Source organism: Alcaligenes aquatilis (assembly GCF_003076515.1).
Lineage (GTDB): Bacteria > Pseudomonadota > Gammaproteobacteria > Burkholderiales > Burkholderiaceae_B > Alcaligenes > Alcaligenes aquatilis.
The window spans coordinates 2,790,870-2,813,584 of the sequence record NZ_CP022390.1 but is presented as its reverse complement, the minus strand read 5'-3'; the positions used below and the strand labels follow the sequence as shown (position 1 = coordinate 2,813,584).

At 53.4% G+C, this 22,715-nt stretch carries 20 protein-coding genes and 1 tRNA gene; 16 read left to right on the top strand and 5 right to left on the bottom strand.

Annotated elements, in window-relative coordinates; genetic code table 11:
- The first annotated feature begins 152 nt into the window (after positions 1-152).
- From ilvD to CA948_RS12840, 6 genes are all read left to right on the top strand, one after another.
- Entirely contained in the window at positions 153-2,012 is a 1,860-nt protein-coding gene (ilvD, locus tag CA948_RS12865) for a dihydroxy-acid dehydratase (protein WP_108728202.1), read from the top strand.
- Between the two features lie 172 nt (positions 2,013-2,184).
- Positions 2,185-2,670 (top strand): cupin domain-containing protein, encoded by a 486-nt coding sequence (locus CA948_RS12860; protein ID WP_108728201.1) that lies wholly within the window; start codon positions 2,185-2,187, stop codon positions 2,668-2,670.
- 153 nt (positions 2,671-2,823) lie between these two features.
- On the top strand, positions 2,824-3,846 hold the full coding sequence (locus tag CA948_RS12855) for a TRAP transporter substrate-binding protein (RefSeq protein WP_108728200.1): 1,023 nt from the start codon (positions 2,824-2,826) through the stop codon (positions 3,844-3,846).
- Between the two features lie 19 nt (positions 3,847-3,865).
- Positions 3,866-4,378 carry a TRAP transporter small permease gene (locus CA948_RS12850; protein WP_108728199.1) on the top strand — a complete coding sequence of 171 codons (513 nt, stop codon included), beginning with the start codon at positions 3,866-3,868 and terminating at the stop codon, positions 4,376-4,378.
- Complete coding sequence (locus CA948_RS12845; RefSeq protein WP_108728198.1) at positions 4,379-5,671, top strand: TRAP transporter large permease; 1,293 nt, start codon at positions 4,379-4,381, stop codon at positions 5,669-5,671. It abuts the gene before it with no gap.
- On the top strand, positions 5,668-7,116 hold the full coding sequence (locus CA948_RS12840) for an amidase (RefSeq protein ID WP_238988591.1): 1,449 nt from the start codon (positions 5,668-5,670) through the stop codon (positions 7,114-7,116). The genes CA948_RS12845 and CA948_RS12840 overlap by 4 nt, the downstream gene beginning before the upstream one ends.
- A gap of 81 nt (positions 7,117-7,197) precedes the next feature.
- Here the strand turns inward: CA948_RS12840 and CA948_RS12835 are convergent, their stop codons facing one another.
- Positions 7,198-7,851, bottom strand: coding sequence for a GntR family transcriptional regulator (locus CA948_RS12835; protein WP_086059780.1), 654 nt, complete (start codon positions 7,849-7,851; stop codon positions 7,198-7,200).
- Positions 7,852-8,011: 160 nt separating this feature from the next.
- Between CA948_RS12835 and nadE the strand changes: the two genes are divergently transcribed.
- Both nadE and CA948_RS12825 read left to right on the top strand, forming a co-directional pair.
- On the top strand, positions 8,012-8,839 hold the full coding sequence (gene nadE / locus CA948_RS12830; protein ID WP_108728197.1) for an ammonia-dependent NAD(+) synthetase: 828 nt from the start codon (positions 8,012-8,014) through the stop codon (positions 8,837-8,839).
- A 2-nt stretch (positions 8,840-8,841) separates the two neighbouring features.
- Positions 8,842-9,597 carry an IclR family transcriptional regulator gene (locus tag CA948_RS12825; protein ID WP_094195490.1) on the top strand — a complete coding sequence of 252 codons (756 nt, stop codon included), beginning with the start codon at positions 8,842-8,844 and terminating at the stop codon, positions 9,595-9,597.
- An 8-nt stretch (positions 9,598-9,605) separates the two neighbouring features.
- Here CA948_RS12825 and CA948_RS12820 read toward each other — a convergent pair whose 3' ends face one another.
- The 4 genes from CA948_RS12820 to CA948_RS12805 form a co-directional block, all read right to left on the bottom strand.
- Complete coding sequence (locus tag CA948_RS12820; protein ID WP_108728196.1) at positions 9,606-10,772, bottom strand: acyl-CoA dehydrogenase family protein; 1,167 nt, start codon at positions 10,770-10,772, stop codon at positions 9,606-9,608.
- Positions 10,769-11,998 carry a CaiB/BaiF CoA transferase family protein gene (locus tag CA948_RS12815; protein WP_108728195.1) on the bottom strand — a complete coding sequence of 410 codons (1,230 nt, stop codon included), beginning with the start codon at positions 11,996-11,998 and terminating at the stop codon, positions 10,769-10,771. Before CA948_RS12815 ends, CA948_RS12820 begins: the two co-directional genes overlap by 4 nt.
- A gap of 17 nt (positions 11,999-12,015) precedes the next feature.
- Positions 12,016-13,014 carry a Bug family tripartite tricarboxylate transporter substrate binding protein gene (locus CA948_RS12810; protein WP_395013702.1) on the bottom strand — a complete coding sequence of 333 codons (999 nt, stop codon included), beginning with the start codon at positions 13,012-13,014 and terminating at the stop codon, positions 12,016-12,018.
- Between the two features lie 61 nt (positions 13,015-13,075).
- The gene (locus CA948_RS12805) at positions 13,076-13,456 is read right to left on the bottom strand and encodes a cupin domain-containing protein (RefSeq protein WP_108728194.1); all 381 of its coding nucleotides are present in this window, start codon (positions 13,454-13,456) and stop codon (positions 13,076-13,078) included.
- Between the two features lie 385 nt (positions 13,457-13,841).
- Here CA948_RS12805 and CA948_RS12800 point away from each other — a divergent pair, with 385 nt between their 5' ends.
- The 8 genes from CA948_RS12800 to CA948_RS12765 all read left to right on the top strand — a co-directional run bounded on the left by CA948_RS12800 (position 13,842) and on the right by CA948_RS12765 (position 22,708).
- Positions 13,842-14,906, top strand: coding sequence for an AI-2E family transporter (locus CA948_RS12800; RefSeq protein ID WP_094195494.1), 1,065 nt, complete (start codon positions 13,842-13,844; stop codon positions 14,904-14,906).
- Positions 14,907-15,215: 309 nt separating this feature from the next.
- A tRNA-Leu gene (locus tag CA948_RS12795) sits at positions 15,216-15,300 on the top strand.
- Positions 15,301-16,282: 982 nt separating this feature from the next.
- Positions 16,283-16,474, top strand: a complete 192-nt coding sequence (locus CA948_RS12790; protein ID WP_108728193.1) for an antitoxin VbhA family protein — start codon at positions 16,283-16,285, stop codon at positions 16,472-16,474.
- A 182-nt stretch (positions 16,475-16,656) separates the two neighbouring features.
- Positions 16,657-17,700, top strand: a complete 1,044-nt coding sequence (locus CA948_RS12785; RefSeq protein WP_108728192.1) for an SIR2 family protein — start codon at positions 16,657-16,659, stop codon at positions 17,698-17,700.
- On the top strand, positions 17,697-19,448 hold the full coding sequence (locus CA948_RS12780; protein WP_108728191.1) for an ATP-binding protein: 1,752 nt from the start codon (positions 17,697-17,699) through the stop codon (positions 19,446-19,448). Before CA948_RS12785 ends, CA948_RS12780 begins: the two co-directional genes overlap by 4 nt.
- A gap of 165 nt (positions 19,449-19,613) precedes the next feature.
- Complete coding sequence (locus CA948_RS12775; protein ID WP_108728190.1) at positions 19,614-20,285, top strand: HNH endonuclease signature motif containing protein; 672 nt, start codon at positions 19,614-19,616, stop codon at positions 20,283-20,285.
- Positions 20,282-20,701: a hypothetical protein gene (locus tag CA948_RS17635; protein ID WP_155848064.1), complete on the top strand. Its 420-nt coding sequence runs from the start codon at positions 20,282-20,284 to the stop codon at positions 20,699-20,701. The genes CA948_RS12775 and CA948_RS17635 overlap by 4 nt, the downstream gene beginning before the upstream one ends.
- A gap of 900 nt (positions 20,702-21,601) precedes the next feature.
- Positions 21,602-22,708: a DUF4236 domain-containing protein gene (locus CA948_RS12765; RefSeq protein WP_238988590.1), complete on the top strand. Its 1,107-nt coding sequence runs from the start codon at positions 21,602-21,604 to the stop codon at positions 22,706-22,708.
- Positions 22,709-22,715: the final 7 nt, after the last annotated feature.

The window sequence follows — 22,715 nt, the reverse complement described above, 5'->3', positions numbered from 1 at the left end:
TGTGAACTAAGGGGTTTTGCAGCAAAGGATTCGGGGTGCCAGATCGGTAGCCGCCCGACGGTACGACGCCTGCCCGATCTTGACGCGCACAAAGCGCCTTGGGACGTTTATGATAGGTATCTTTACATAATTTTCCTGTTCAGAGAGTAGTCATGCCCCAATATCGCTCCCGTACCTCGACCCACGGTCGTAATATGGCCGGCGCGCGTGCCCTGTGGCGCGCCACCGGTATGAAAGACGAGGATTTCTCCAAACCGATCATTGCGGTGGTGAACTCCTTTACGCAATTCGTACCGGGTCACGTACACCTGAAAGACATGGGCCAACTGGTTGCCCGTCAAATTGAAGCGGTCGGCGGTGTGGCGAAAGAGTTCAACACCATTGCGGTGGACGACGGTATTGCGATGGGTCACGGCGGCATGCTGTATTCCCTGCCTTCGCGCGAACTGATCGCCGACTCGGTGGAATACATGGTCAATGCCCACTGTGCGGATGCCATGGTGTGTATCTCCAACTGCGACAAAATCACCCCCGGTATGTTGATGGCCGCCATGCGCCTGAACATTCCTGTGGTGTTTGTGTCGGGTGGGCCGATGGAAGCGGGCAAGGTCTACTCGCCAGACGGCAAAACCGTGGTGCAGAAGCTGGATCTGGTGGATGCCATGATTCAAGCCGCAGATCCTAACGTGACCGATGAGCAGGCTGAAGCGGTTGAGCGTAGCGCTTGCCCTACCTGTGGTTCCTGTTCGGGCATGTTTACTGCCAACTCCATGAACTGCCTGACCGAGGCGCTGGGCCTGTCCCTGCCCGGTAACGGCACCATTGTTGCCACCCACGCGCGTCGCCAAGGCTTGTTCGAGCGTGCTGGCAGCCTGATCGTGGATCTGGCCAAACGCTACTACGAGCAAGACGACGAATCCGTTCTGCCACGTAATATCGCCACCTTCCAGGCTTTTGAAAACGCCATGACCCTGGATGTGGCCATGGGCGGTTCTACCAACACCGTGCTGCACTTGCTGGCGGCAGCCCAGGAAGCCGGTGTGGAATTTACGATGGCCGATATCGACAAGATTTCGCGCCGTGTGCCTTGCCTGTGCAAAGTGGCCCCCGCTACCCCCGAATTTCACATGGAAGATGTGCACCGTGCGGGCGGTATCATGGCGATTCTGGCCGAGCTGGGCCGTGCCAATTTGCTGAACCTGGACGTGGGCAACGTACACAGTGGCACCCTGCGTGAAGCCATCAAGCGTTGGGACATCAAGGGTGACAACGTTAAAGCCATCAGTGACTTCTATCGCGCGGCCCCCGGCGGTATTCCGACTCAAGTGGCGTTCAGCCAGGATCGTTATTACCAGGATCTGGATAGCGACCGCGCCAAAGGCTGTATCCGTGACAAGGCCCATGCCTACTCGCAAGATGGCGGTCTGGCCGTGCTGTATGGCAACCTGGCCATCAACGGTTGTATCGTGAAAACTGCGGGTGTGGACGAAAGCATTCTGACCTTCACTGGCACGGCTCGCGTTTACGAAAGCCAGGATGATTCCGTGGCCGCTATTCTGGACGGCGTGGTCAAGGCGGGTGATGTGGTCATCATTCGCTACGAAGGCCCCAAAGGTGGCCCTGGTATGCAGGAAATGCTGTACCCCACCTCCTACCTGAAATCGATGGGGCTGGGCAAAAGCTCGGCGCTGTTTACCGATGGCCGTTTCTCTGGCGGTTCGTCAGGTCTGGTGATCGGCCATGCTTCGCCTGAAGCGGCTGAAGGGGGCAACATCGCCTTGGTGCAAGATGGCGACACCATCGAGATCGACATCCCCAACCGTCGTATCCACTTGGCGATCAGCGATGAAGAATTGGCGGCGCGCCGTGCGGAAATGGAATCACGTGGTTCCAAGGCCTGGAAGCCAGTGAACCGCGAGCGTGTTGTGTCCCAAGCCCTGAAAGCCTATGCCGCCTTGGCTACGTCGGCTGATCGTGGCGCCGTGCGCGACGTGTCACAGCTGGATCGCTAAGCACTAGCTCAGTTCGTCAAAACCCCATCTGCCTTTGGCAGGTGGGGTTTTTTTATGCCCGGAACAAACGTATCGGGTAAATACGAATATTCCATCCTTATCGTCCTGATAGAATCCGTTTTATTCAAAATGGGATCCCGTTTTGTTAATTTGGTTTTTTAAGGAGGACGTGATGAGTGAAATAGATCCAATTACCTTGGCTCCGATTCTTAATCCGGGAGGGATAGGTGGCCCTTTGACAGCGGCTCACCGGGAAATGATGGTCAAACATCGGGACGATCTGGACTGGGACAATCTGCGCTACGAAGGGCAGTTCACCAAGATGATGTTTCATCCCACCAAGGACGACCCCACCGTTCCCAACGCCGGGGTGGTGAAGTACCTGAAGGGGTCTGGCCACCCTTTGCACAGCCATTACTTTGCCCAGATCTGGTACATCCTAGCCGGCAAGTTCGAGATCAATGGTGTGGTGTATGGCGAAGGCACGATGGTGTTTCACCCCGATCCGCATTTTGAGCATGCGCTGACCACTTTGGAAGATGGCGAGATTCTGTACGTGCAGTACATGGGGCCAACGACCCGTCAACCGGCTATTTATGAAGGCCGCTTCAATATGAAAACCCGCCGTTCCCTAGAGGAAGAATCCAGAGCGGTGTAAGCGGTGCCGCTTGGATAGCGAGTCACAGGAAAGCTGCTCACGCCGGAATGCGTGGGCAGCATCAACAAGCAAAAAAAGCCCGATCAGGGCTGGCTTGGAAAACGAATAGAACTGAACAGAAATTCAATACCACAGGATGCAGGGGGACTAATAATGAAACGGATGACACAAGTGGGGATCGCGGTTCTGGTGATGCTGGGCGCGCTGAGCGCATGCGGCAAAGGTGGATCGGGCGACACGGCACACAATGACAGCAAGGGCCCACGAACGCTACAGCTTGCCCACGTTTCGGTAGAACAGAGCGAAGATATGTACCACTACTTGGCAACGAACTTTGCCAAGCGGGTGGAGGAGCAAACCAAGGGTGGAATCAAGGTGCAAGTGCTGGGCGGTGCCCAGTTGGGCGGCGAGCGCGATGTGGCCGAGGGGATGCAGTTGGGTACGGTTGACATGAGCCTGCTGGCCAGTTTCACACTAGGCTCCTTCGAGAAAAAAGCGATGGTGATAGACCTGCCTTATCTGTTCAAGGACTACCAGACTGCATTCAAAACCCTGGATTCCAGCTTCACGGATCCGATTGAGGCTGATCTGGAAAAATCGGGCTTGAAAATTCTGGGCTGGGGCCATGGCGGTTTCCGTAATCTGTACAACTCCAAGCAGGCCATCCGTAGCCTGTCGGATTTAAGCGGGATGAAAGTGCGTACGCCGGAAAGCCCCATTTATGTGGATACCTGGCGGGCCTTGGGTGTCAATGTCACTCCGATGGCGTATCCGGAGCTCTTTACCGGCCTACAACAAAAGACGATTGATGGCGCAGAGAACCCAACGGCGCTTTTTCATACCAGTCGCTTTTATGAGGCGGCTCCCTATTTGTCCAGAACAGAGCACGTCTATAACGCAATTCCCCTTGTGATTTCCGGACGGGTTTGGGATACCTTGTCTGCCGATGAAAAAACGATCTTTCAACAGGCGGCCACGCAAGCGGTGCAGGAGCAGCGCCAGTTCCTGATCCAGAGCGAAGCGCAGGTTGAGAAAAAACTGCTGGATGCGGGCGTGTTGATCAATGCGGATGTGGATAGGGCACAGTTTCGCAAAGCGGTTGCACCTATTTATGAAAAGTACAGAACGGTGATTGATCCCGATCTGGTTGCCCGTGCGCTGGCACTGTCTCAATAATCCTCGGCGGACATCCATCATGAAACACTCTTTGCTCGATTGGGCCGATAGAGTCAGTACCTGCCTGGATACGCTATGCAGAATTTTTGGAGCGGTGTTTTTGGGGCTGATTGTGCTGGCGGCTTCCGTGCAGGTAGCCGGGCGTTATTTTATGGGGTATTCGCCACCGTGGATTGAGGAAATCACGCGACACAGCTTTATCTGGATGATTATGCTGGGTACCGCGGTGCTGGTTAAAAGCAATGGTCATGCGGTAATTGACCTGCTGGTCATGCGCCTGAAGGGCAAAGCTCGCCGCGTTCACAACGGCATGGTGCAGATTGCTATTTTGGCGTGTGCGCTGGTCTTGCTGGTGCAGGGCGTGCAACTGATTACTATCGTTTATCAGCAACTGAGTCCTGCCCTGCGTATCTCCATGGCCTATGTGTATGCGGCCTTGCCAGTGGGCGGTGCCATCATCGCCGTGCAGTGTGTGAATGCCTTGCTGGACGGGTACCGGGACCGGCCTGCTTCCGCGTTGGAGGGCGTGTAAATGCAAGAAGCTCTCCTGCTCTTTAGCTTGATGTTCACGCTGTTCATCGCCGGTATTCCTATCGCTTTTGCTCTGCTGTTATGCAGCGTACTGTTCCTGCTCTTGACCGGCATGAGGCCGTTGATTGTTGTGCCGCAGCGCGTGATGGCGGGGCTGGATTCTTTTCCCCTGCTGGCGGTACCCCTGTTTATCCTGATGGGAAACCTGATGGAGAAAGCGGGCCTGTCCAAGCGTTTGATTGATTTGGTCGACATGCTGGTCGGGCGGGTGCATGGCGCATTGGGTTACGTGACGGTGATTGCTTGTGCCATGTTTGGTGCCTTGACCGGCTCGGCGCCGGCTACCGTGGCGGCGATTGGCGCCATCATGATGCCCGCGATGATCGCGCAGAGATATCCGGCTTCCTTGGCTGCCGGGATAACAGCCTCGTCCGGTGCCTTGGGCAATATCATTCCACCCAGCATTGCCTTGATTCTGTATGGCGCAACCGTCAATGTTTCTATTCCCAAGCTGTTTGTAGCCAATATTCTGCCTGGTTTGTTGATGGCCCTGGCTTTCATGCTGACTCATGCCCTGTTGACCAGAAAACTGAAGGTGCCCAAAACGGCTGCGCGCGTTTATACCCCACAAGAAATGGTGCTGGTTGCATTAAGGGCGATTCCGTCCTTGATGATGCCCGTGGTGATTTTGGGTGGCATTTATGGCGGTGTATTCACGCCAACCGAGGCCGCCGCCGTAGGTGTGGTGTTCAGTTTGGTGCTGGGGGTGTGTTATCGGCAGTTCACCCCTAGCACCTTGTGGCAGGCCATGAAAAGCTCGGTGGATACCGCGTCCATGGTCGGGATTATTCTGGGCGTAGCCGGCATTTTTGGCTGGATTCTGGCCTCGGCACGTATTCCCATGTTGATGGTGACGGAACTGACCCCGTTGCTGGACACGCAGTTTGTGTACTTGGCCTTGCTGGTGCTGTTCTTGCTGTTGGTCGGTTGTGTGATGGATGTGGCAGCCAGTATTGTCATTCTGGCTCCGATTCTGGTTCCTATTGGTATTGCATTGGGGGTAGATCCTATCCATTTGGGCGTGGTGTTCTGCGTCAATTTGGTGGTGGGTTTCTTTACGCCACCTTTTGGTTTGAATCTGTTCACAACGGTTTCTGTGTCGGGTCAGCCTTACGAAGTGGTGGTGCGAGGAGTCCTGCCCTTTGTGATCACGGCCATCATTGTTCTGCTCATTTTGGCGTATGTACCTGATATCTCTTTGGTGCTGGTTCGTTTGATGGAGGCTTCAGCATGATGTCTGGCTCGCAAACCTCTGAACCTATCGGCAAGCCGCAGAGCAGCGTGGATATGGCATTTTCAAGTCCTGTGGATTTGATCTACGCCAGCGTTGACGAACTGCACCGTCTGTACCAAAGCAAGCGGGTGTCTCCTGTGGACGTGGCACGGGCAACGCTGGATGCGGTTGACCGCTGGAATCCCATTGTGAATGCCTACTGTTATCTGGACCGGGCTTTGACTCTGCATGAAGCGGCCCAGTCCGAAGCGCGCTGGATGGCAGGGACGGCACGAGGCCCATTGGATGGCATACCCTACGGCGTTAAGGATTTGCTGTTGGTGCGTGGACTTCCTACAGGCTATGGCTCAAGCGCAGCACGGATCACCGATGCCGCCCAAGATGATGCACCAGCGGTGGCACGGATGCGTGAGGCCGGTGCCGTCCTGGTCGGAAAAACGACGACCTCGGAGTTTGGCTGGAAGGGGACGGCAGACAGCCCTTTAACGGGGGTCACGCGTAATATTTGGGATTTCAGTTTAACCAGTGGGGGGAGCAGCGGCGGTGCAGCCACGGCATTGGCTGCGGGTATGGGGACCTTGCAAATCGGCACTGACGGGGGGGGCTCCACCCGGATCCCCGCCAGCTTTTGTGGCGTCACCGGCATGAAAGCCACGTTTGGAGGCGTACCCGCCTGGCCTGCCGGACCGTTGCTGACTCTATCCAATGTCGGCCCTATGGCCCGATCTGTGGCGGACTTGAAAAGCCTGCTGGACGTCATGATGCAAGCCGATCCACGCGACTGGAATTCAGTGCCTTTGCCGCGTCATGTGCGGCCTTCTGCCGATACATTGCAGGGCCTGCGCATTGGCCTGCATTTGGATCAACAATGCAGTCCTGAGGTCAGGGTCATCATCCAGGCGGCGGCGGACAAGTTGCAAGAACAGGGGGCGCATATTGTTTTGACCGAGCTACCCCTGACCGGTGCGAAAGAGCTGATTACCGCACATTGGGAAGCCGGTACCGCCTGGCTGGTGAATCAGGTCGCTGCTGAGCAGCGCCCTTTGGTGGATAAAGGTTTGCGCCAGGTTGCCAGCAAGGGCGAGACGAATAGCTTGTCGGACTATTACCAGGCTTTGATAGGCAGACAGAAGCTGGGGGAGGCCATGCTTGGGCATTTTGCGCAGTTTGATCTGGTTTTGACGCCTACCGTTCCGATATTGCCTTTTGAAGCGGGCCGTGACGCTCCGGCCAACGCCGCTTCGCAAAATTGGCTGGATTGGAATCCCTATACCTATCCCTTTAATTTGACGCGGCAGCCCGCCATTTCCTTACCGGCTGGAATCAGCGCCTCTGGCCTGCCCGTGGGGCTGCAGTTGGTGGCGGGGCTGTATCAGGATGAATGGTTGGTAGACCTTGCCCAACGGGTCGAGGATTGCCTGCACGTGCGCAGGCTGCGGTTTTAACAATCGGGTGGTTTTGTCTGGGACATTGCCAAGCACCTTGATTGTGCGGTGTCACCTCTCCTTGCGGGTGACACCGTTTTTTTAGCGCTCTGGCAGCCAGTCCAGTACCAGATTCATGGTCTTGGCAACGTGTTCGGTCATCGCTTCTCGGGCGGCGGTGCCATTGCGATCGGCCAGCGCGGCGATGATAGCCTCGTGCTCCAGAATATTTTCTTCCATCAGGCGCGGCGGCATTTTGGAGGCGAAACTCAAGGCACTGGAGACGCTATCGTTTTGGAGCTCCTGAATCAGCTCGTGCAGGCGCTCGTTGTGACTGGTGATCGTAATCAGGTCATGAAAAGAGCGGTTGTGCTGCAACCATTCCGATCCTTCTTCACTGCGTACACGTGTTCGCAAGGTGCGGGCATAGTCGGATTGATGCTGCATCAAGACCTCCAGGTCCGAGTCCTTGATCCAGTCCACTGCCAGTTGCGCCGCCAAACCTTCCAGCTCGGCTCGAATCTGAAACGCTTCGCGGATTGATTTGGCAGAAGGGATAGCCACAATCGTGCGCCCGGTCTTGGTCAGTGACGTGACACGGCGCGCCTCCAGAAAGCGCAAGGCTTCCCGAACGGGGGTGCGGCTGGTCTGAAACTCCTCGGCAAGCTCGTATTGACTCAGGGAGTCGCCGGGCCGGTAGTGGCCGGACTGAATACGTCTAAGGATTTCGTCTGCGATTTCGGTTGAGGATCTCATCGGCAGGTAACAGGGCTTGTCTCAGTAAGGGCGAATTCGTTTTTCTTGATCGACGATTATATACAGAATCCATTTTTTATAAATAAGGATCCCATATCCCACAACTGTGCCCGTCCCTTACAATCGGATTATTGTTCACTTTGTGTAGAGAGCCTGCGCCATGACTGATGATCAACGCGCTTTGCAAGCCAGTATCCGTGTGGAATTGGACGTAAAGGATCATTTTGATGTTCAGCAAGAAATCGAACATCGCGTCCGCTTTTTAAGTGATTATCTGTTGCGTACTGGTTGCCGCAGCCTGGTTCTGGGGATTAGTGGTGGTGTGGACTCCCTGACAACCGGGTGTCTTGCGCAGCGAGCCGTCGAGCAGGCACGCGCGCAAGGTCATTCGGCGCAATTTATCGCGGTGCGTTTGCCTTATGGTGAACAGGCTGATGAGAAAGACGCCCAAGATGGCCTGAAGGTCATCAATCCTGACCAGATTTTGGTTGTTAACGTCAAGCCCGCCTCTGATGCCATGATGGACCAACTGCTGGCCAGCGGCCTGACGTTCCGCGACGCGGCGCAACAGGACTTCCTGATGGGCAACATCAAAGCTCGTCAGCGTATGGTGGCGCAGTATGCGATTGCAGGGGCGAATGGGGGCTTGGTGGTTGGCACCGACCACGCTGCTGAAGCCTTGATGGGTTTTTTCACCAAGTTCGGTGATGGCGCGGCTGATATTACCCCCTTGGCGGGCTTGAATAAACGACGCGTGCGCGCCCTGGCGACTGCAATGGGCGCATCCGACGCCCTGGTGTTCAAAGTTCCCACCGCTGATCTGGAAAGCCTGACTCCTTTGAAGCCTGACGAAGACGCTTTTGGTGTCAGCTACGATCAGATTGATGATTTCCTGGAGGGCAAGGTCATTGAGGATGAAGCCGCGCAGATCATCATCAAGACTTTCCGTGCTTCGGCCCATAAACGTGCGTTGCCGGTGGCGCCCTGACCATGAGCGCCAAACCTGCCGAGAGCAATGTCAAAACGGCGTTGCGCGTCATTGAGATCATCGAGCTGTTTGCACGCGAGACGCGGCCATTAGCGCTTTCTGAAATGGCTCGCTTGCTGGATGCGCCTGTGTCCAGTTGCCTGGCTTTGCTGCGTACCTTGTCTCGGCAGGGCTATATCTACGAGACGGGACGTCGGCAAGGTTATTACCCGACGGGCCGTTTGCTGGCGATGGCCCAGCGCATTTCTCAAGCAGACCCGATACTGGAAAAAGTCCGCCCCAGCCTGGAAGAATTGCGCGACACCACGCAGGAAACCGTGGTGTTCGGCAAGCTGGATTTGGATAAGAAAGTGGTCTATGTGGAGGTAATTTCTTCCCCGCACCCCATTCGCTATGTGGCGGTGGCTGGCACCCAGCGCCACGTGCATGCCAACTCCATTGGTAAAGCCTTGCTGTCCCAGATGACACCGCAAGAGCGTTCCCAGCTTTTGGGTGATGGGCCTTTGGAAGCCTTTACCAGCAAGACCTTGACCAGCCTGGACAGTTTGAATGCTGACCTGGAGACTGCCGCGCAGCGCGGCTGGTACGGCAATATGGGTGAGTCCATGTCCGATGTGGGCGGTATTGCCTGGCCGATACGGATCTCGGGCGGGGTGTATGCCATTTCGATTGCAGGTCCTGTTTATCGTATTGAACAGAACCTGCAAAGTTACGCGGAGCGCCTGCGTGTAGCCTGCCGTTTTATTGAAGAGGCCTAGCAGGCGGCTCAATAGGACTTGGGCAGTCCCAGCACTTTTTCCGCGATATAGCACATGATTAACTGCGGGCTGACGGGAGCCAGTCGTGGAATAAAGCTTTCACGCAGATAGCGTTCTACATGGTATTCCTTGGCATACCCCATGCCTCCCAGGGTTTGAATTGCAGTCTGACAGGACTGGAAACCGGCTTCGGCAGCCAGGTATTTGGCAGCGTTGGCGTACTCCCCGCAAGGCTTGCCTGCATCATACAAAGCCGCCGCCTTCAAAGTGACCAGATCGGCGGCTTCCAGTTGCATCCAGGCTTGAGCCAGCGGGTGTTGTATGCCTTGGTTCTGTCCGATTGGCCGCCCAAACACGTGCCGTTCTTTGGCATAGAGGGTGGCTTTTTCCAGAGCGGCTCTACCCAAGCCAATGGCCTCGGAGGCGATCAGAATCCGTTCAGGATTGAGCCCGTGCAACAAATAGCCAAAGCCTTTGCCTTCCTCGCCGATGCGGTCCTCGACAGGGATGCGCAGCCCGTCGATAAACAGCATGTTGGAGTCCACTGCATTGCGCCCCATCTTGTCGATATGACGCACTTCAATAGTGCTGCGATCCAGGTCTGTATAGAACAGCGATAAGCCATCCGTTGGTTTTTTGACTTCTGATAGTGGGGTCGTGCGGGCCAGTAGCAGGATTTTGTTGGCCACTTGTGCCGTGGAAATCCAGATTTTGCGCCCATGGACCTGATAGTGATCACCCTGCAAAACGGCACGGGTTTCCAGCTTGCTGGTATCCAGTCCGGAGTTGGGTTCGGTGACGCCAAAGCAAGCTTTGTCCTTGCCTTGTATTAAGGGCGGCAGAAAGCGGGCGCGTTGCTCGTCGTTACCAAACACCACGACCGGATTCAGGCCAAAGATATTCATATGCACGGCAGAGGCCCCCGAGAACCCGGCGCCTGTACGGGAGATGGTGTGCATCATCAAGGCCGCTTCCATCATGCCCAAGCCTGCCCCGCCGTATTGCTCTGGCATGGCAATGCCCAACCACCCCCCGTCTGCCAGGGCTTGATGAAAGTCATGGGGGTAGACGCCGTCCTGGTCGCGGGCCAGCCAGTATTCGTCATCAAACTGCTGGCAAACGGCCTCAATGGCCTGGACCAAGGCGCGTTGATCTTCGCTTAATTCGATATTCATACGATCTGTTCTCGGGATGAGGGGTGAACGCTGGCAAGCATGGCTTGTATGTCTTGTTCGCTGTAGCCCAGCTCTGCCAGAACCTGGGCGGTGTGTTCACCCAGACTGGGCGCATGGCGTCGAATGCTGAGCGGGGTGCGCGAATACTTGCCCAAGGGAGAGGGGGTGCAGATAGGCCCCTCGGTCGGGTGATCCATATGCTGTAGATGGTTGACCGCTTGTAGATGCTCGTCATCGATCAGTTGTTCGATGGAGTACAAGGGGGCAGCGGGGATGTCGACCTGGCGCAAGGCATGGAGCCAATACGCCGTGTCCTTTTGCTTGATCTGCGAGGCCACAAAATCATAGACCTCGCCAATATGCATGGCACGGGCCGAGTGCGAGCTGAAACGTGGGTCCTGTTGCAGTTCGGGTTGGCCGATCAGGGAAAAAAAGTTGGTCCAATGCTTGTCGTTATAGATCAACAGCACCAGAAAGCCGTCACTGGTTTGATAGGGCTTGCGCTCTTTGGCCAGCAGACGGGCATAGCCGGTGGAACCTAGTGCTGGCTTAAAAGAATGGCCGCCCAAGTGGTCACCCAATACAAAATGCGCCATTGCCTCGAACATGGGGATTTCAATGGCCTGGCCTTGGCCACTTTGGCGAGCCTCAATGACACCAGCCAGCACCGCTACGGCCACATGCAGACCCACGGTGCGGTCGCATAATGTCAAAGGCGTGTAGCGGGGGACATCACCAGATTGTTGCTGATAGAGATGGCCTAGTCCCGTCATGCCCTGGATCAAGTCATCGTAGGCGGGGCGCCCCGCGTAGGGGCCATCTTCCCCGAAGCCGTAGGCGCCGACATACACAATGGCTGGGTTGGCAGCGGCAACGCGCTCGTAATCCAGGCCCAGACGTGCCATGGCGGCCGGGCGTAGATTGTAGAGCAGCACATCCGATTCCTGGATCAGTTGCAGGCAGGCTTCTTGACCAGCTGGGGTTTTTAAATCCAGCACCACAGATCGTTTATTGCGGTTCAGGTGCAGAAACAAGGCCCCCATCGCCGCGTTGCGCATCGGGCCGACGGCCCGCATGGTGTCCCCGCTGGGGGACTCCACCTTGATCACGTCGGCCCCCAGATCCGCCAGGATCTGGGTGGCAAAGGGCCCCATCACTACCGAGCTGAGATCCAGAATGCGGATACCGCTTAATGGCCCTACATTGTCCTTCTTGTGTTCTGTCATAGCAGGTGCCTGGGCAACTATTGAGGGCCAAGTTTGGCGTCGGTAATTAATTTGCCCCACAGCGTGTATTGCTCTTGAACAAATTGTGCAAACTCTTCAGGCGGGCCACTGAAGGCATCGAACCCCAACTGAGCCAGTCGTTGGCGTACGGCGTCGTCCTGAATGACCTCATTAATGCTGCGGTTGAGCAATTGAACTCGTTCCGGGTCCATGCCTGCCGGACCGAAAAAACCATTCCAGGAGGTGATATCAAAGTCCGACAAACCAACCTCCTCCATCGCAGGCAGGTCAGGCAGCAAGGCGCTGCGCTTGGCCGTGGAGACGGCCAGGGCCTTGAGACGGCCGCTATTGATAAAAGGTAGCCCGGAGGTGACATCGGTAAACATGAAATCCACCTGACCGGCCACCAGATCGGTTAATGCTTGAGGTGTGCCTTTATAGGGAACGTGCAAGGCCTTCATGCCTGTCTGGAAATCCAAAGTGCCACCGGCCACGATACCGGTGCTATTGCCCGAGGCGTAGGTAATTTGGCCGGGGTTGTCCTTGGCATACTGCAGCATTTGTTCGACCGTGCTGTAAGGCCGATCAGGATTGGTGACCAGAATGAATGGCAGGTTGCCGCCACGAGCAATCGGGGTGAAGTCCTTTACCGGGTCGTAGGGGACGTTCTTCATTAACCACGGTGCGGCTGAATGCGAGGTATTGGTGGTGACAAACAAGGTGTAGCCATCGGGGGCGGCACGTTTGACATAGTTGGCCGCAATGGTGGCATTGGCACCGGGGCGGTTTTCCACAATGATGGTTTGCCCGACCCGTTTGCCAATCTCTTCTGCAAAAATTCGGCCTACGGCATCGGTGCCGGAGCCGGCCGGAAAGGGCACGATCAGAGTAATGGGGCGATCAGGGTATTGAGCCAAGGCATTGCCGGTTAGCAGCAGCATGGCCGCACTGCCGGCCAGAATAGTCTTGAGGCGTGCGGGTAGGGATAGCAAACGGTTTTTTTTCTTGAAAGTCATGGGTGTCTCCTTGTGGTGGATGGGCTTGGTACGGTGAGCCAAGCTGGCAAACGCGCCTGGGTCAGCGAATGACCCGGTCGGGATGCTCTTCGTAAGGGGGGGAGTAAATCACCAGCAGTCGGGCAGGCTCGTCACTGGTAACGGTAAAGACATGCTTTTTGTCGGGGGGCAGGTAGCAGCACTCGCCTGCTTTCATTTGGCCGCACTCACCATCAACTTCCACATCGGCCGTACCGCTGAGCAGATAGCAGACCTGCTCAATACCAGGGTGCGCGTGGGGTAGGGCGCCCTGATTTTTTTCAATGACACCCAACAGCACTTCTACATGCTTGGCACCTACATTGGCCTGGCTGATCAAACGACGATTCACCGTGCCCGTGTGGTTGGCCGGCGAGTAGGGCAGCACATCGTCCGGGCTAACAATCCAAGATGGTTTTTCCATGTTTTAATTTCCTGTGTGAGAAAAATATTTTACGTATGTGAAAAATTAAAAAAAACTGGGGTTTACCTGTGGGTGAGGTCAAAGCAGATCTGGACGGGGCACGCTAGCGGTATCCGCCAGCAGAAGGGCGTAAGATATAAACGCCCTGACCTGCCGAGTTCTGTTGAAATGGCAAGTAACAGGGGGCCAAACCAGAACACACGTTCAGGGTGGCCACGGTCTAGTGCCCTTCCCCGTTTTGTAGAGTGCTGGTTTTCTGGACTTAACAACTGGTCCGGCTTGCGCTTATAAACGGGTATTCCTGGGGCGATGATCATGCTATTGTCAAAAAACTTTCGGGCACCGACCCATGCCCACCCAATAGACACGAGGGTCTCCATCGTTTATGCAACCCGTCTTACCCGCATTTTTAATTGCCCGCTGGCTATTACTGCTTTTGCTGGCCGCAGGCGTTTACTTCTTGAAGGGATTTCTGGTCCCTGTTCTGGCTGCGCTGATCATAGGACTGGCCGGCTGGCCCCTTTATAAACGACTGGTCGTACGCTGCAATGGCCGCCATGCCCTGGCGGCCACACTGGCACTGCTTGTCGTGATCGTGGTGCTGGTGGTGCCTTTATCACTAGCCCTGTCCTTTGCCATTCAGGAAGCCAGCAGTTTCATCACCTGGGCGCTAGCCGCCAACCGATACGGCACACCCACCCCGGAGTGGATTAAGGCCATGCCCTTAGTGGGCGAACGCCTGACAGACTATTGGCAGCTTTATCTGGGTGAACCCCACGCGCTGGGCGAGCTGGTCGAGATGGTCAGCGGCCAGCATCTGGGCAATATCTACCGTATGGTCTTGTCTGCCACCGGCAACGTGTTTCACCTGCTGCTGACCGTGCTGTTCATGCTGATCACGCTGTTTTTCATCTTCAAGGATGGCGACCGCTTGCTGGTGCAATTGGACATTGTGGGCGAGCGAATCTTGCCAGGCCGCTGGCAGCGATTCTCCCGTGTCGTGCCGGCTACGGTTAACTCCACCGTCACCGGGATGGGCCTGATCGCCTTGGGCGAGGGCGTTGTTCTGGGGATTGCCTATTGGATTGCAGGTGTTCCATCGCCCGTCCTGCTGGGTGTGATTACCGGCTTCATGGCGCTGATCCCAGGTGGTGCCCCTCTGTCATTCACCATGGTGTCTTTGTATTTGATAGGCTCTGGTCACCTGGTTGCAGGCGTCAGCCTATTCCTGTGGGGCGCGATCGAGCTGTTCATCGTTGATAAAACCCTCCGACCACGACTGGTCGGCGGCCCGGTAAAACTGCCATTCCTTCCAACCTTCTTTGGCTTGGTGGGCGGCGTGCAAACAATGGGTATCGTAGGCTTGTTCATCGGCCCGGTCCTGATGGCCTTGCTGGTCGCCATCTGGCGCGAGTGGATTCGTAATGGACAGGCAGTAGCAGGGGACTAGCCCCTGTATACAGAGCAAGAAATGAAACAGGCCAGGGCAATGTACCTGGCCTGTTTTTTATTTGAGGTTCTGACTGGAGTAGGGTCAGTAATGAGCTGGTTTTCTGCCCACCTAAAACGGCCAGCTATTGCTTAAGCAGTTGTGACAAAACAGCCGGAAAAGGTGGTGTCAGGCAGGTTCTAGACGGTAATCTGTTCGAGCCCAGGCTAAATTTAAAAAAATTGCGGCAGCACTTGCCAAAACCCCCAGGAATCTGCGTATAATACTAATCTTTCCTTCCAAGCCTGGATTCCCAGGTTGCCATACCTAGCCCGGGTGGTGAAATTGGTAGACGCAGGGGACTCAAAATCCCCCGCCGCAAGGCGTGCCGGTTCGATTCCGGCCCCGGGCACCACTCAAAAATCCCTAGTGTTCATAAGTTCTAGCCCATAAACGGGGATAGAGATTCACTAGACGCGATTGATCACCCTGTTCCAACCGCACAGAGCTAAGACTCGCATGCGGCAATTCTCAAAATTCCAGAGTCAATACGCACGACGCGAGAGCCTTTCCATTTTGTGTGGAAGCCTTTGGTGATGCCTTAGATTTGATGAAGCTTCACATCCGTGCGATCGGCTTTAACCACGATCGGAGCGTTTCGGCCTAGGTACGAGTGGTGCTCTGGTCGAACTGTTCGATCAATGCCAGGAACTAGGCCATCCTCTTCTGGGCTCGCCTGCGCATCGGGCTCTTGAGCGCCAAGAAATTATTGAGCTGCCGCTTTGCGAAGTGCTGTATCCAAAGCACCGGCTCTTGAGCAAACTGCTGACTCAGGTTCTCTTTCTGTACCGCACTGAGCTCCTAATTAATAGCGACACATCAAGCTGAGCAGCCTACGACTCTTACGACTTCGGGAGCATAGCTCTGCGGCCCTGCCCAGACATGAGCTTTTTGGGCTTGTTTGATGGCCTAGATCACCAGTCCAGTGATCCCTAGAGTAGAGGTGATTGGGGACGTTGGCATTGCTTCCGTCAGATAAGTTCTTCGCAAAAACAAGTTTAGCGAATATCGAACGTCTCTCTTTTTATGATGAAGAGCCTATCCTTGTTGGGCTTGCCGTTACTTCAGCTTCACCATTGGCACCTCTGTTAGCCACAATTGCAATTCATATATCGAACCCGGTTCTTAGACTGCGTAGATGATCGTCCAGAGAGATTGAGTTTTTTTGGAATTGCATTAGTTTATATAAGGCCGAAATAGCTGAAAGTTGGGGCAGTTTATCGATTAGCAGAAAATTAAATAATTCTTAAGCTAAATGCTCTTGCCCGGTTCTATATAAAGCGCAAAAAAATTCCACTTATTGTAAGATGGCGTCACCTAAAGCACGGGAGACAACCATGGCTGAGATGGGTTCGCACGAAACGGAACTAACTAAAACGATATCCGGTACCGAACGCGCCCGACGTGTAGCGGCCGTGAATTACGCACGCGCATCAGTCGGCTTGGAGGGATTCTCGCTCAGTGCAGCAGATGAAGAACATGCTCAACAGTTTATCGACGGGGACATTGACCTCGAAGAATTTGTGTAACCGCGTAGTGCCTTGGCAAGCCAAAAAGCTTAGTCATGACGAAGAAAATATAGGTGGTTGAAGCTAGTGCAGGATAGGCTGTCGCCGGGTTCTGTATTACACAATCATTTAAAAACTCTCACGTGGGCGTCAACACGATCTTTAGCTAGTTTAAATAAGACCTTCAAGGACGAGAGGACCGGATGGAGCTTCATAGCGTCAAATTACGCCTTCAAGAGCACCTCAGCGATGGAATGGTTACGGTGGTTGGTTCCGGCCTCTCCTGCGCTGAGGGCCTTCCGGGGATGAGGGAACTAGCAAATTACTTGCTCACCAATATTGGTTCTAATTTAAAAGAAGATGATTCGACTGCGTGGAAAGAGATAGGGCGATTAATTTTGAGCAAAGGCTTGGAGGCGGCGCTCTTAGCGATGCCTCCAACACCTGCCCTCGAAACAGCCATTTCCTCTGCTACGGCAGAGCTAATATCTGAGCGTGAACGATCGGTTATATCTGAGGTATTTTCTGGAAAGCGGACACTGCGACTTACTCGACTGCTTTCGCACCTCGTTAAGCCGCCCTCTGGACTAACGATTGTCACTACAAATTATGACCGGTTAGTAGAAATCGCCGCAGAAGAGGCGGATCTTGGGGCTGATACGATGTTTACCGGACGCTTCGCCGGCCAGCTAAACGAAAATGAAAGCCGGATGAGCTTCTGTCGGGGAATCACTATGAAACCCCGGAGAGCGGCCTCTTTACAGTTCAGACACAGAGCTATCGTTTGCAAACCTCACGGAAGTCTTGACTGGTACGCAAGAAATGGGCGCCCGGTATTCTATGCCGGAGAATTAACTGGAGTCAGCCGCCTAATAATAACGCCAGGACACAATAAGTTTCGTAACGGCTACGAAAGCCCTTTTGATCACCATCGGTCCAAGGCAAACGAAGCAATTGACCGAGCAAGTCGATTCTTAGTCTTGGGGTACGGATTTAACGACGACCATTTAGAAACGCATTTGTCGCCCAGCATCAGGGCTGGCAAACCAACATTGATGCTGACGCATTCGTTATCTGCCGTGGCAAGAGATTTTGCATTCAAATTCCCGAGCGTTATTGCTCTTGAGCACGCCCAGAAATCTGGGGTCACCGGCACGAACGCCGTAATTGAACAGCAAGAGTTTTTCTTCCCAAATATTGCAATATGGGATGTTAATTCCTTTGTTACGGAGGTACTTGAACCATGACAGCCACACTCGCAGCACTACAATTTTCCGAAGCTGAGTTGCTTGGCCGAGTGTCTTCGGTCGATACAAGCCAAGTCGCCGTCGATGTATCTAACTCAGTGTTATTGACCAGAATAGGTATAGGTAACCTAATCGCAATTAAGGGTAGTACCGAGCGCGAATTCCTAATTGCAATTACAGAACGGGTCACACGCATCCTAAGCGATGCGCTACCTGACCAATTGCCTGCGGATGGCGAGGACTTACCACTAACCGCTGTACCTACCGATGCGGTAAGAGGCGCATTGATTGGGACTTTTCGCACCGTAGATGGGGAAAAGAAAAATACGTTCAAACGCGGCGCTGATAGTTTTCCACAGATTGATCGCGAGTGTTATGTCATAGAAGGTGCAAATCTTCAACGATTCATGGGCATACTTGGCGCCGACTACCCGCCGAACGAAAGACTAAAGCTGGGAGCTTTTGTTGCTGATAGAACCGCAGAGGCTATTGCCAGTGGCGATAAGTTTTTCCAAAGACATGCCGCGATTCTGGGAAGTACTGGTTCGGGAAAAAGTTATGCAGTGGCATTAATTCTCGAGCGGGCAGCCCAGCTCAAGTACCCTAATATCCTTGTGTTTGATATGCACGGAGAGTATGCACCGCTGTCGGATGAGAGTAAGGGCGGCTTTGCCAGCAGACTGCGCATTGCAGGCCCCGGGGACTTGGCTCAGCCAGCCGACGACGCATTGTTCCTTCCCTATTGGCTGTTGAATCGAGATGAGATGCTGTCAATGATTCTCGACCGTAGCGATCAAAATGCGCCCAATCAAGCTTCTAGATTCACGTCTCATGTACGCACTTTAAAAGAGCGAACGCTCAAAGCAGAAGGCAAAGATGACGTAGCGCAAACCTTTACTGTTGACTCTCCAGTTCCGTACGAGATAAAGGATCTACTGGATCTCTTAAACATAGACAATACCACCAAGGGCGTCGGCAAAAACGGACCTGTTAAAGGTGAATGGGAAGACAAACTGACGAGATTTATCTCTCGCATGGAAGCAAAATTGGAGGATCGACGGTATGGATTTATGTTCTCCCCGCCACCCCCTGCAATCGCCTACGATTGGCTCGCCGGACAGATTGCAAAATTGCTTGGTTCGAATGGAGGAAAGGGAATAAAAATAATCGACTTCTCAGAGGTGCCATCAGATGTCTTACCGGTAGTCACAGGAACTCTTGCTCGACTACTCTATGACGTGCAGTTCTGGATGGCCGGAAGTGATCGCACGCCGGTCACATTGCTTTGCGATGAGGCTCACCTCTACCTTCCGGTACGTGACGATGCTGATGCTGTTCAGCGTCAAGCCTTGGGGGCTTTCGAGCGTATTGCCAAAGAAGGCCGGAAGTACGGCTTTTCATTGTTAGTCGTTAGTCAGCGCCCATCAGACGTCAGTAGAACAATATTAAGTCAATGCAACAACTTTTTGTCTTTGAGATTAACCAACGATGCAGACCAGGGAGTAATTAAGCGCTTGATGCCCGATTCCTTAGCCGGCTTGACCAGCGTGCTCCCTTTACTGGATACAGGCGAAGCCTTGATGCTAGGCGACGCGGTTCTACTACCCTCTCGTATCAAACTGGACTTGCCCACCATAGTTCCTGATAGTGCAACCCGAGATTTTTGGAAGGATTGGGGAACACAAGCTCCAAATGTTGCAGCCCTGACTAAGGCTGTAGAGTCGCTACGTAGCCAAACGAGAAAATAAATTGTTTGGGTCGCAAAATTTATCCTCCTCGCCAAATGAAAGCCACATGCTATTGTGGAAGATTAGGAACTCACCGTTATCTACGTTATTCATTACTCGGGCAGCCATATGGCTATCTAATGTAGAAATCCATCCGGCACTTGAAGCATATGGAGTCGCTTAACCATGGCAATTAGTGACAACACGGTGAAGCTGCTCTGGGGCCGTGCAGCCGGAATTTGCTCAAATCCTGGCTGTCGGGAAGATCTGACCGTCCTGCTCGAGGGTACTCGTGGCTTCAACGTTGGCGAGATGGCTCATGTTATTGCCAGTAGCCCCACTGGCCCACGAGGAGTGGCCGGCGGAGGAAGTGATGAGTATGAAAACCTAATTCTTCTGTGCCCAACGTGTCATCGTAAGATCGACAAAGCTCCGTCGGGAACCTACTCGACGGAAACGCTTCATTTATGGAAAAGATCTCATGAGGCTAGCATTCGTTCCAATGGCATGGCAAAAATTTTTCAGAGCTCTGAAGAATTAAAGAAACACATAACATTCCTACTTGCTGAAAACCATGCGCTGTGGACCACTATAGGGCCGCAATCCTCAGTGGCAAAAACAGATCCCGGATCAAACATGCATGAAATTTGGACGTTGCGAAAACTTGATACGATCGTCCCCAATAATATTGAAATCGTCAATACAATCGGCGCAAACTTTAGGCTACTCAGCAAAGCAGAAATATATCTATTTTTCTTATTTAAAAATCACGCTAAGGCCTTTGAGCAACACCAATACACTAGGTTAGACAATTACCCACTCTTCCCCCAAGAGTTTGAGAAAGCGATGCAACCATGAGCCAGAACGGAAGCAATACTTGGAATGTGAGCTTTGCCCAGATTTCATGGCTCGAGCGACTTATTCGAAGCCACGGAAACTTTCTCAACCTCAGCCGACATCACGATATCGCGTTCGAATTAGATCGACGTCAACAGCAAGATCATCTTTCCATAATATGTCTCAACGAGTACGCGATGGGGCTTACCGCAGTACATCGTGTTATCCATGAATTCGGAAAGCCATCAATTATTTATATTGGTGGCGGGTGGTGCGGTTACACGGAGCAAGCAAAGGAATTTTGTCTTTCTGAGCGTATAGGACTTTATGTCACAAATGAAATGTCGGGTGCTCTTTGGGCCAGCGAATATTGGGGATATCATCAACGAGACCAGAAAGGCAATCCAAACTATTACTTTAGTCGAGAGCAGGCTTAGTTCTGTCTATGGTTTCGGATCTGCGTTTCGCGGAGAAGAATTTCAGGATATTGACATACTCGCCGTACTCGGCAAAAAAAACGGTTCCATGATAGAAACTTACTATGCTTTGCGGGAGGTGCTTGTGAGCGCAACGAGAGTGTATGGCGCTCCAATACACTTGACGGTACTCACGGAGCCTGAGTTCGAGTCAAGGCCTCTCAAGTGTATGAAAGAGCTTGTCCCTTTGTGGACTAATGAGAGCTAGGAATCTCTTCCAGCAGCTTCAAGGCAGCTTAAGTCGGAGCCAGTGACCAGCGTAATTGTTACTCGCTTCACACTGATTTTTTCAGTGAAGTACAGGTACAGTGCCCAGTTTTCACCAATTCAGAAAAAATACGCTAACCTACTGATTTTAAACTGGTTTCACCTATTTCAATCTACGTTAGAATTCGCCCCATTTCCCGGTAGAAACACTGTAAATCACCGACTCAAAATCCCCAGCCGCAAGACGCGCTGGCCCGATTTAGGCTCTGGCTCCATCCCTAAAGCTTCCTGCAGCTCAAGCAGCTAGAAGATAGGCGCAGCTTGAATCCCTGATCAGGGAATATTTCCGAGCATTTAGACAAATACAGAATAGCTACTGTGCCGTTTCCCTTTGTCTGTAGCTATCGCATTTCTTGCTCCTTTCTGCCTATCTCCATTCAGTAGACAGGCCACGTCGTTAGCCGCCTTTAGCTTTGAGTTAATGACGGCTCGGTGTTATATATCTCCATCAGATTTTCGGTATTTCAAAGCCTTTTTCTGAAAAATCATAAGCTTCTAAAACTATTAAAAATCGTGGAGGGAGTTGTGGCTGTACGTTTTCGGCGATCTATCAAGTTGGCTCCAGGCATACGCATGAATTTGAGTGGCTCGGGTATGAGCTGGACTTTGGGGCCGAGAGGCTCAACGGTGAATGTTGGGAAACGTGGGGCGCATCTCAATACCAGTTTTTTGGGTTTTTCTGCCCGTCATTCCTTATATAAAGCAGCGCCTGCCCCCAAGCCGCGCCAGTCTGTTAAGCAAGTACAGACTTTCTCTTTGGTGTGTGAGGTCACGGATCAAGGGATGTTGAGCTTCCATGATCAGGATGGTGAGCCTGTTTCTGAGTCGCTTGTGGAGTTGGCTAAGAAGCAAAATCGCCAGGCTATCCAAAGCTTGATCCAGCGTAAATGCGATGAAATAAATAGTGAATGTGAGGCGGTGGCCAGCATTCATCTAGATACTCCTGCTCCTGATATTGCGCCTAAGTACGTCCCGGATCAGTTTCATCGTTCCGAGCCTATAGCCCCTGTCTTGCCGCGAGCCAAGTGGTGGGAGAAGTTATTCCCGAGACGTGTGGAACAACTGAATCTGCGTAATCAGCAGAGGGTCATGGAGTATCAAGGTTTGTTGGCAGCGTGGAAAAGTGAGCAATCCCAACATGCTTATGAACAAGAGCAGCGGCGTAAGCTTTTAGAAGAAGACATCTATCACGATACAGCCGCGATGGAGCAGTGGCTGGAAGCCACTTTGCAGGATATTGCGTGGCCTCGGGAGACATTGATATCGCTGGAGATTACGGAGCAGGGGGCTCGTGTTTGTTTGGATGTGGATTTGCCGGAGATTGAAGATATGCCCTCGAAGATTGCTGCGGTTCCGGCAAGGGGGTTGAAGTTATCAGTGAAGGACTTGCCCATGGTTCAGGCTCGTAAGCGTTATATGGCCCATGTGCATGGGGTAGGCTTCCGAATTATTGGTGAGACCTTTGCGGCACTTCCCGTTGTTCAGCGCATTACGCTATCGGGCTTTTCTCAGCGCCATGACCCAGCTACTGGGCAGTTGCGTGATGATTATTTGTATTCTGTGAATGTGGATCGTGCTCAATGGTCTGAGCTCAATTTCCAGGCTCTTGAGATGATTGACGTGGTGGAGGCACTGGCTCAGTTTGATCTTCGGCGCAATATGAGCAAGACAGGTGTGTTCAAGGCCATTGAACCTTTTTGATGGTGGC

What these genes read in the sequence shown, in the direction of transcription:
- CA948_RS12840 (WP_238988591.1), top strand. Translation starts at nt 5,668, where the DNA reads ATGATGTCTGGCTCGCAAACCTCTGAACCTATCGGCAAGCCGCAGAGC.
- CA948_RS12820 (WP_108728196.1), bottom strand. Translation starts at nt 10,772, where the DNA reads ATGAATATCGAATTAAGCGAAGATCAACGCGCCTTGGTCCAGGCCATT.
- CA948_RS12850 (WP_108728199.1), top strand. Translation starts at nt 3,866, where the DNA reads ATGAAACACTCTTTGCTCGATTGGGCCGATAGAGTCAGTACCTGCCTG.
- CA948_RS12845 (WP_108728198.1), top strand. Translation starts at nt 4,379, where the DNA reads ATGCAAGAAGCTCTCCTGCTCTTTAGCTTGATGTTCACGCTGTTCATC.
- CA948_RS12805 (WP_108728194.1), bottom strand. Translation starts at nt 13,456, where the DNA reads ATGGAAAAACCATCTTGGATTGTTAGCCCGGACGATGTGCTGCCCTAC.
- CA948_RS12780 (WP_108728191.1), top strand. Translation starts at nt 17,697, where the DNA reads ATGACAGCCACACTCGCAGCACTACAATTTTCCGAAGCTGAGTTGCTT.
- ilvD (WP_108728202.1), top strand. Translation starts at nt 153, where the DNA reads ATGCCCCAATATCGCTCCCGTACCTCGACCCACGGTCGTAATATGGCC.
- CA948_RS17635 (WP_155848064.1), top strand. Translation starts at nt 20,282, where the DNA reads ATGAGCCAGAACGGAAGCAATACTTGGAATGTGAGCTTTGCCCAGATT.
- CA948_RS12825 (WP_094195490.1), top strand. Translation starts at nt 8,842, where the DNA reads ATGAGCGCCAAACCTGCCGAGAGCAATGTCAAAACGGCGTTGCGCGTC.
- CA948_RS12860 (WP_108728201.1), top strand. Translation starts at nt 2,185, where the DNA reads ATGAGTGAAATAGATCCAATTACCTTGGCTCCGATTCTTAATCCGGGA.
- CA948_RS12810 (WP_395013702.1), bottom strand. Translation starts at nt 13,014, where the DNA reads ATGACTTTCAAGAAAAAAAACCGTTTGCTATCCCTACCCGCACGCCTC.
- CA948_RS12785 (WP_108728192.1), top strand. Translation starts at nt 16,657, where the DNA reads ATGGAGCTTCATAGCGTCAAATTACGCCTTCAAGAGCACCTCAGCGAT.
- CA948_RS12855 (WP_108728200.1), top strand. Translation starts at nt 2,824, where the DNA reads ATGAAACGGATGACACAAGTGGGGATCGCGGTTCTGGTGATGCTGGGC.
- CA948_RS12835 (WP_086059780.1), bottom strand. Translation starts at nt 7,851, where the DNA reads ATGAGATCCTCAACCGAAATCGCAGACGAAATCCTTAGACGTATTCAG.
- CA948_RS12815 (WP_108728195.1), bottom strand. Translation starts at nt 11,998, where the DNA reads ATGACAGAACACAAGAAGGACAATGTAGGGCCATTAAGCGGTATCCGC.
- CA948_RS12765 (WP_238988590.1), top strand. Translation starts at nt 21,602, where the DNA reads ATGAGCTGGACTTTGGGGCCGAGAGGCTCAACGGTGAATGTTGGGAAA.
- CA948_RS12775 (WP_108728190.1), top strand. Translation starts at nt 19,614, where the DNA reads ATGGCAATTAGTGACAACACGGTGAAGCTGCTCTGGGGCCGTGCAGCC.
- CA948_RS12800 (WP_094195494.1), top strand. Translation starts at nt 13,842, where the DNA reads ATGCAACCCGTCTTACCCGCATTTTTAATTGCCCGCTGGCTATTACTG.
- nadE (WP_108728197.1), top strand. Translation starts at nt 8,012, where the DNA reads ATGACTGATGATCAACGCGCTTTGCAAGCCAGTATCCGTGTGGAATTG.
- CA948_RS12790 (WP_108728193.1), top strand. Translation starts at nt 16,283, where the DNA reads ATGGCTGAGATGGGTTCGCACGAAACGGAACTAACTAAAACGATATCC.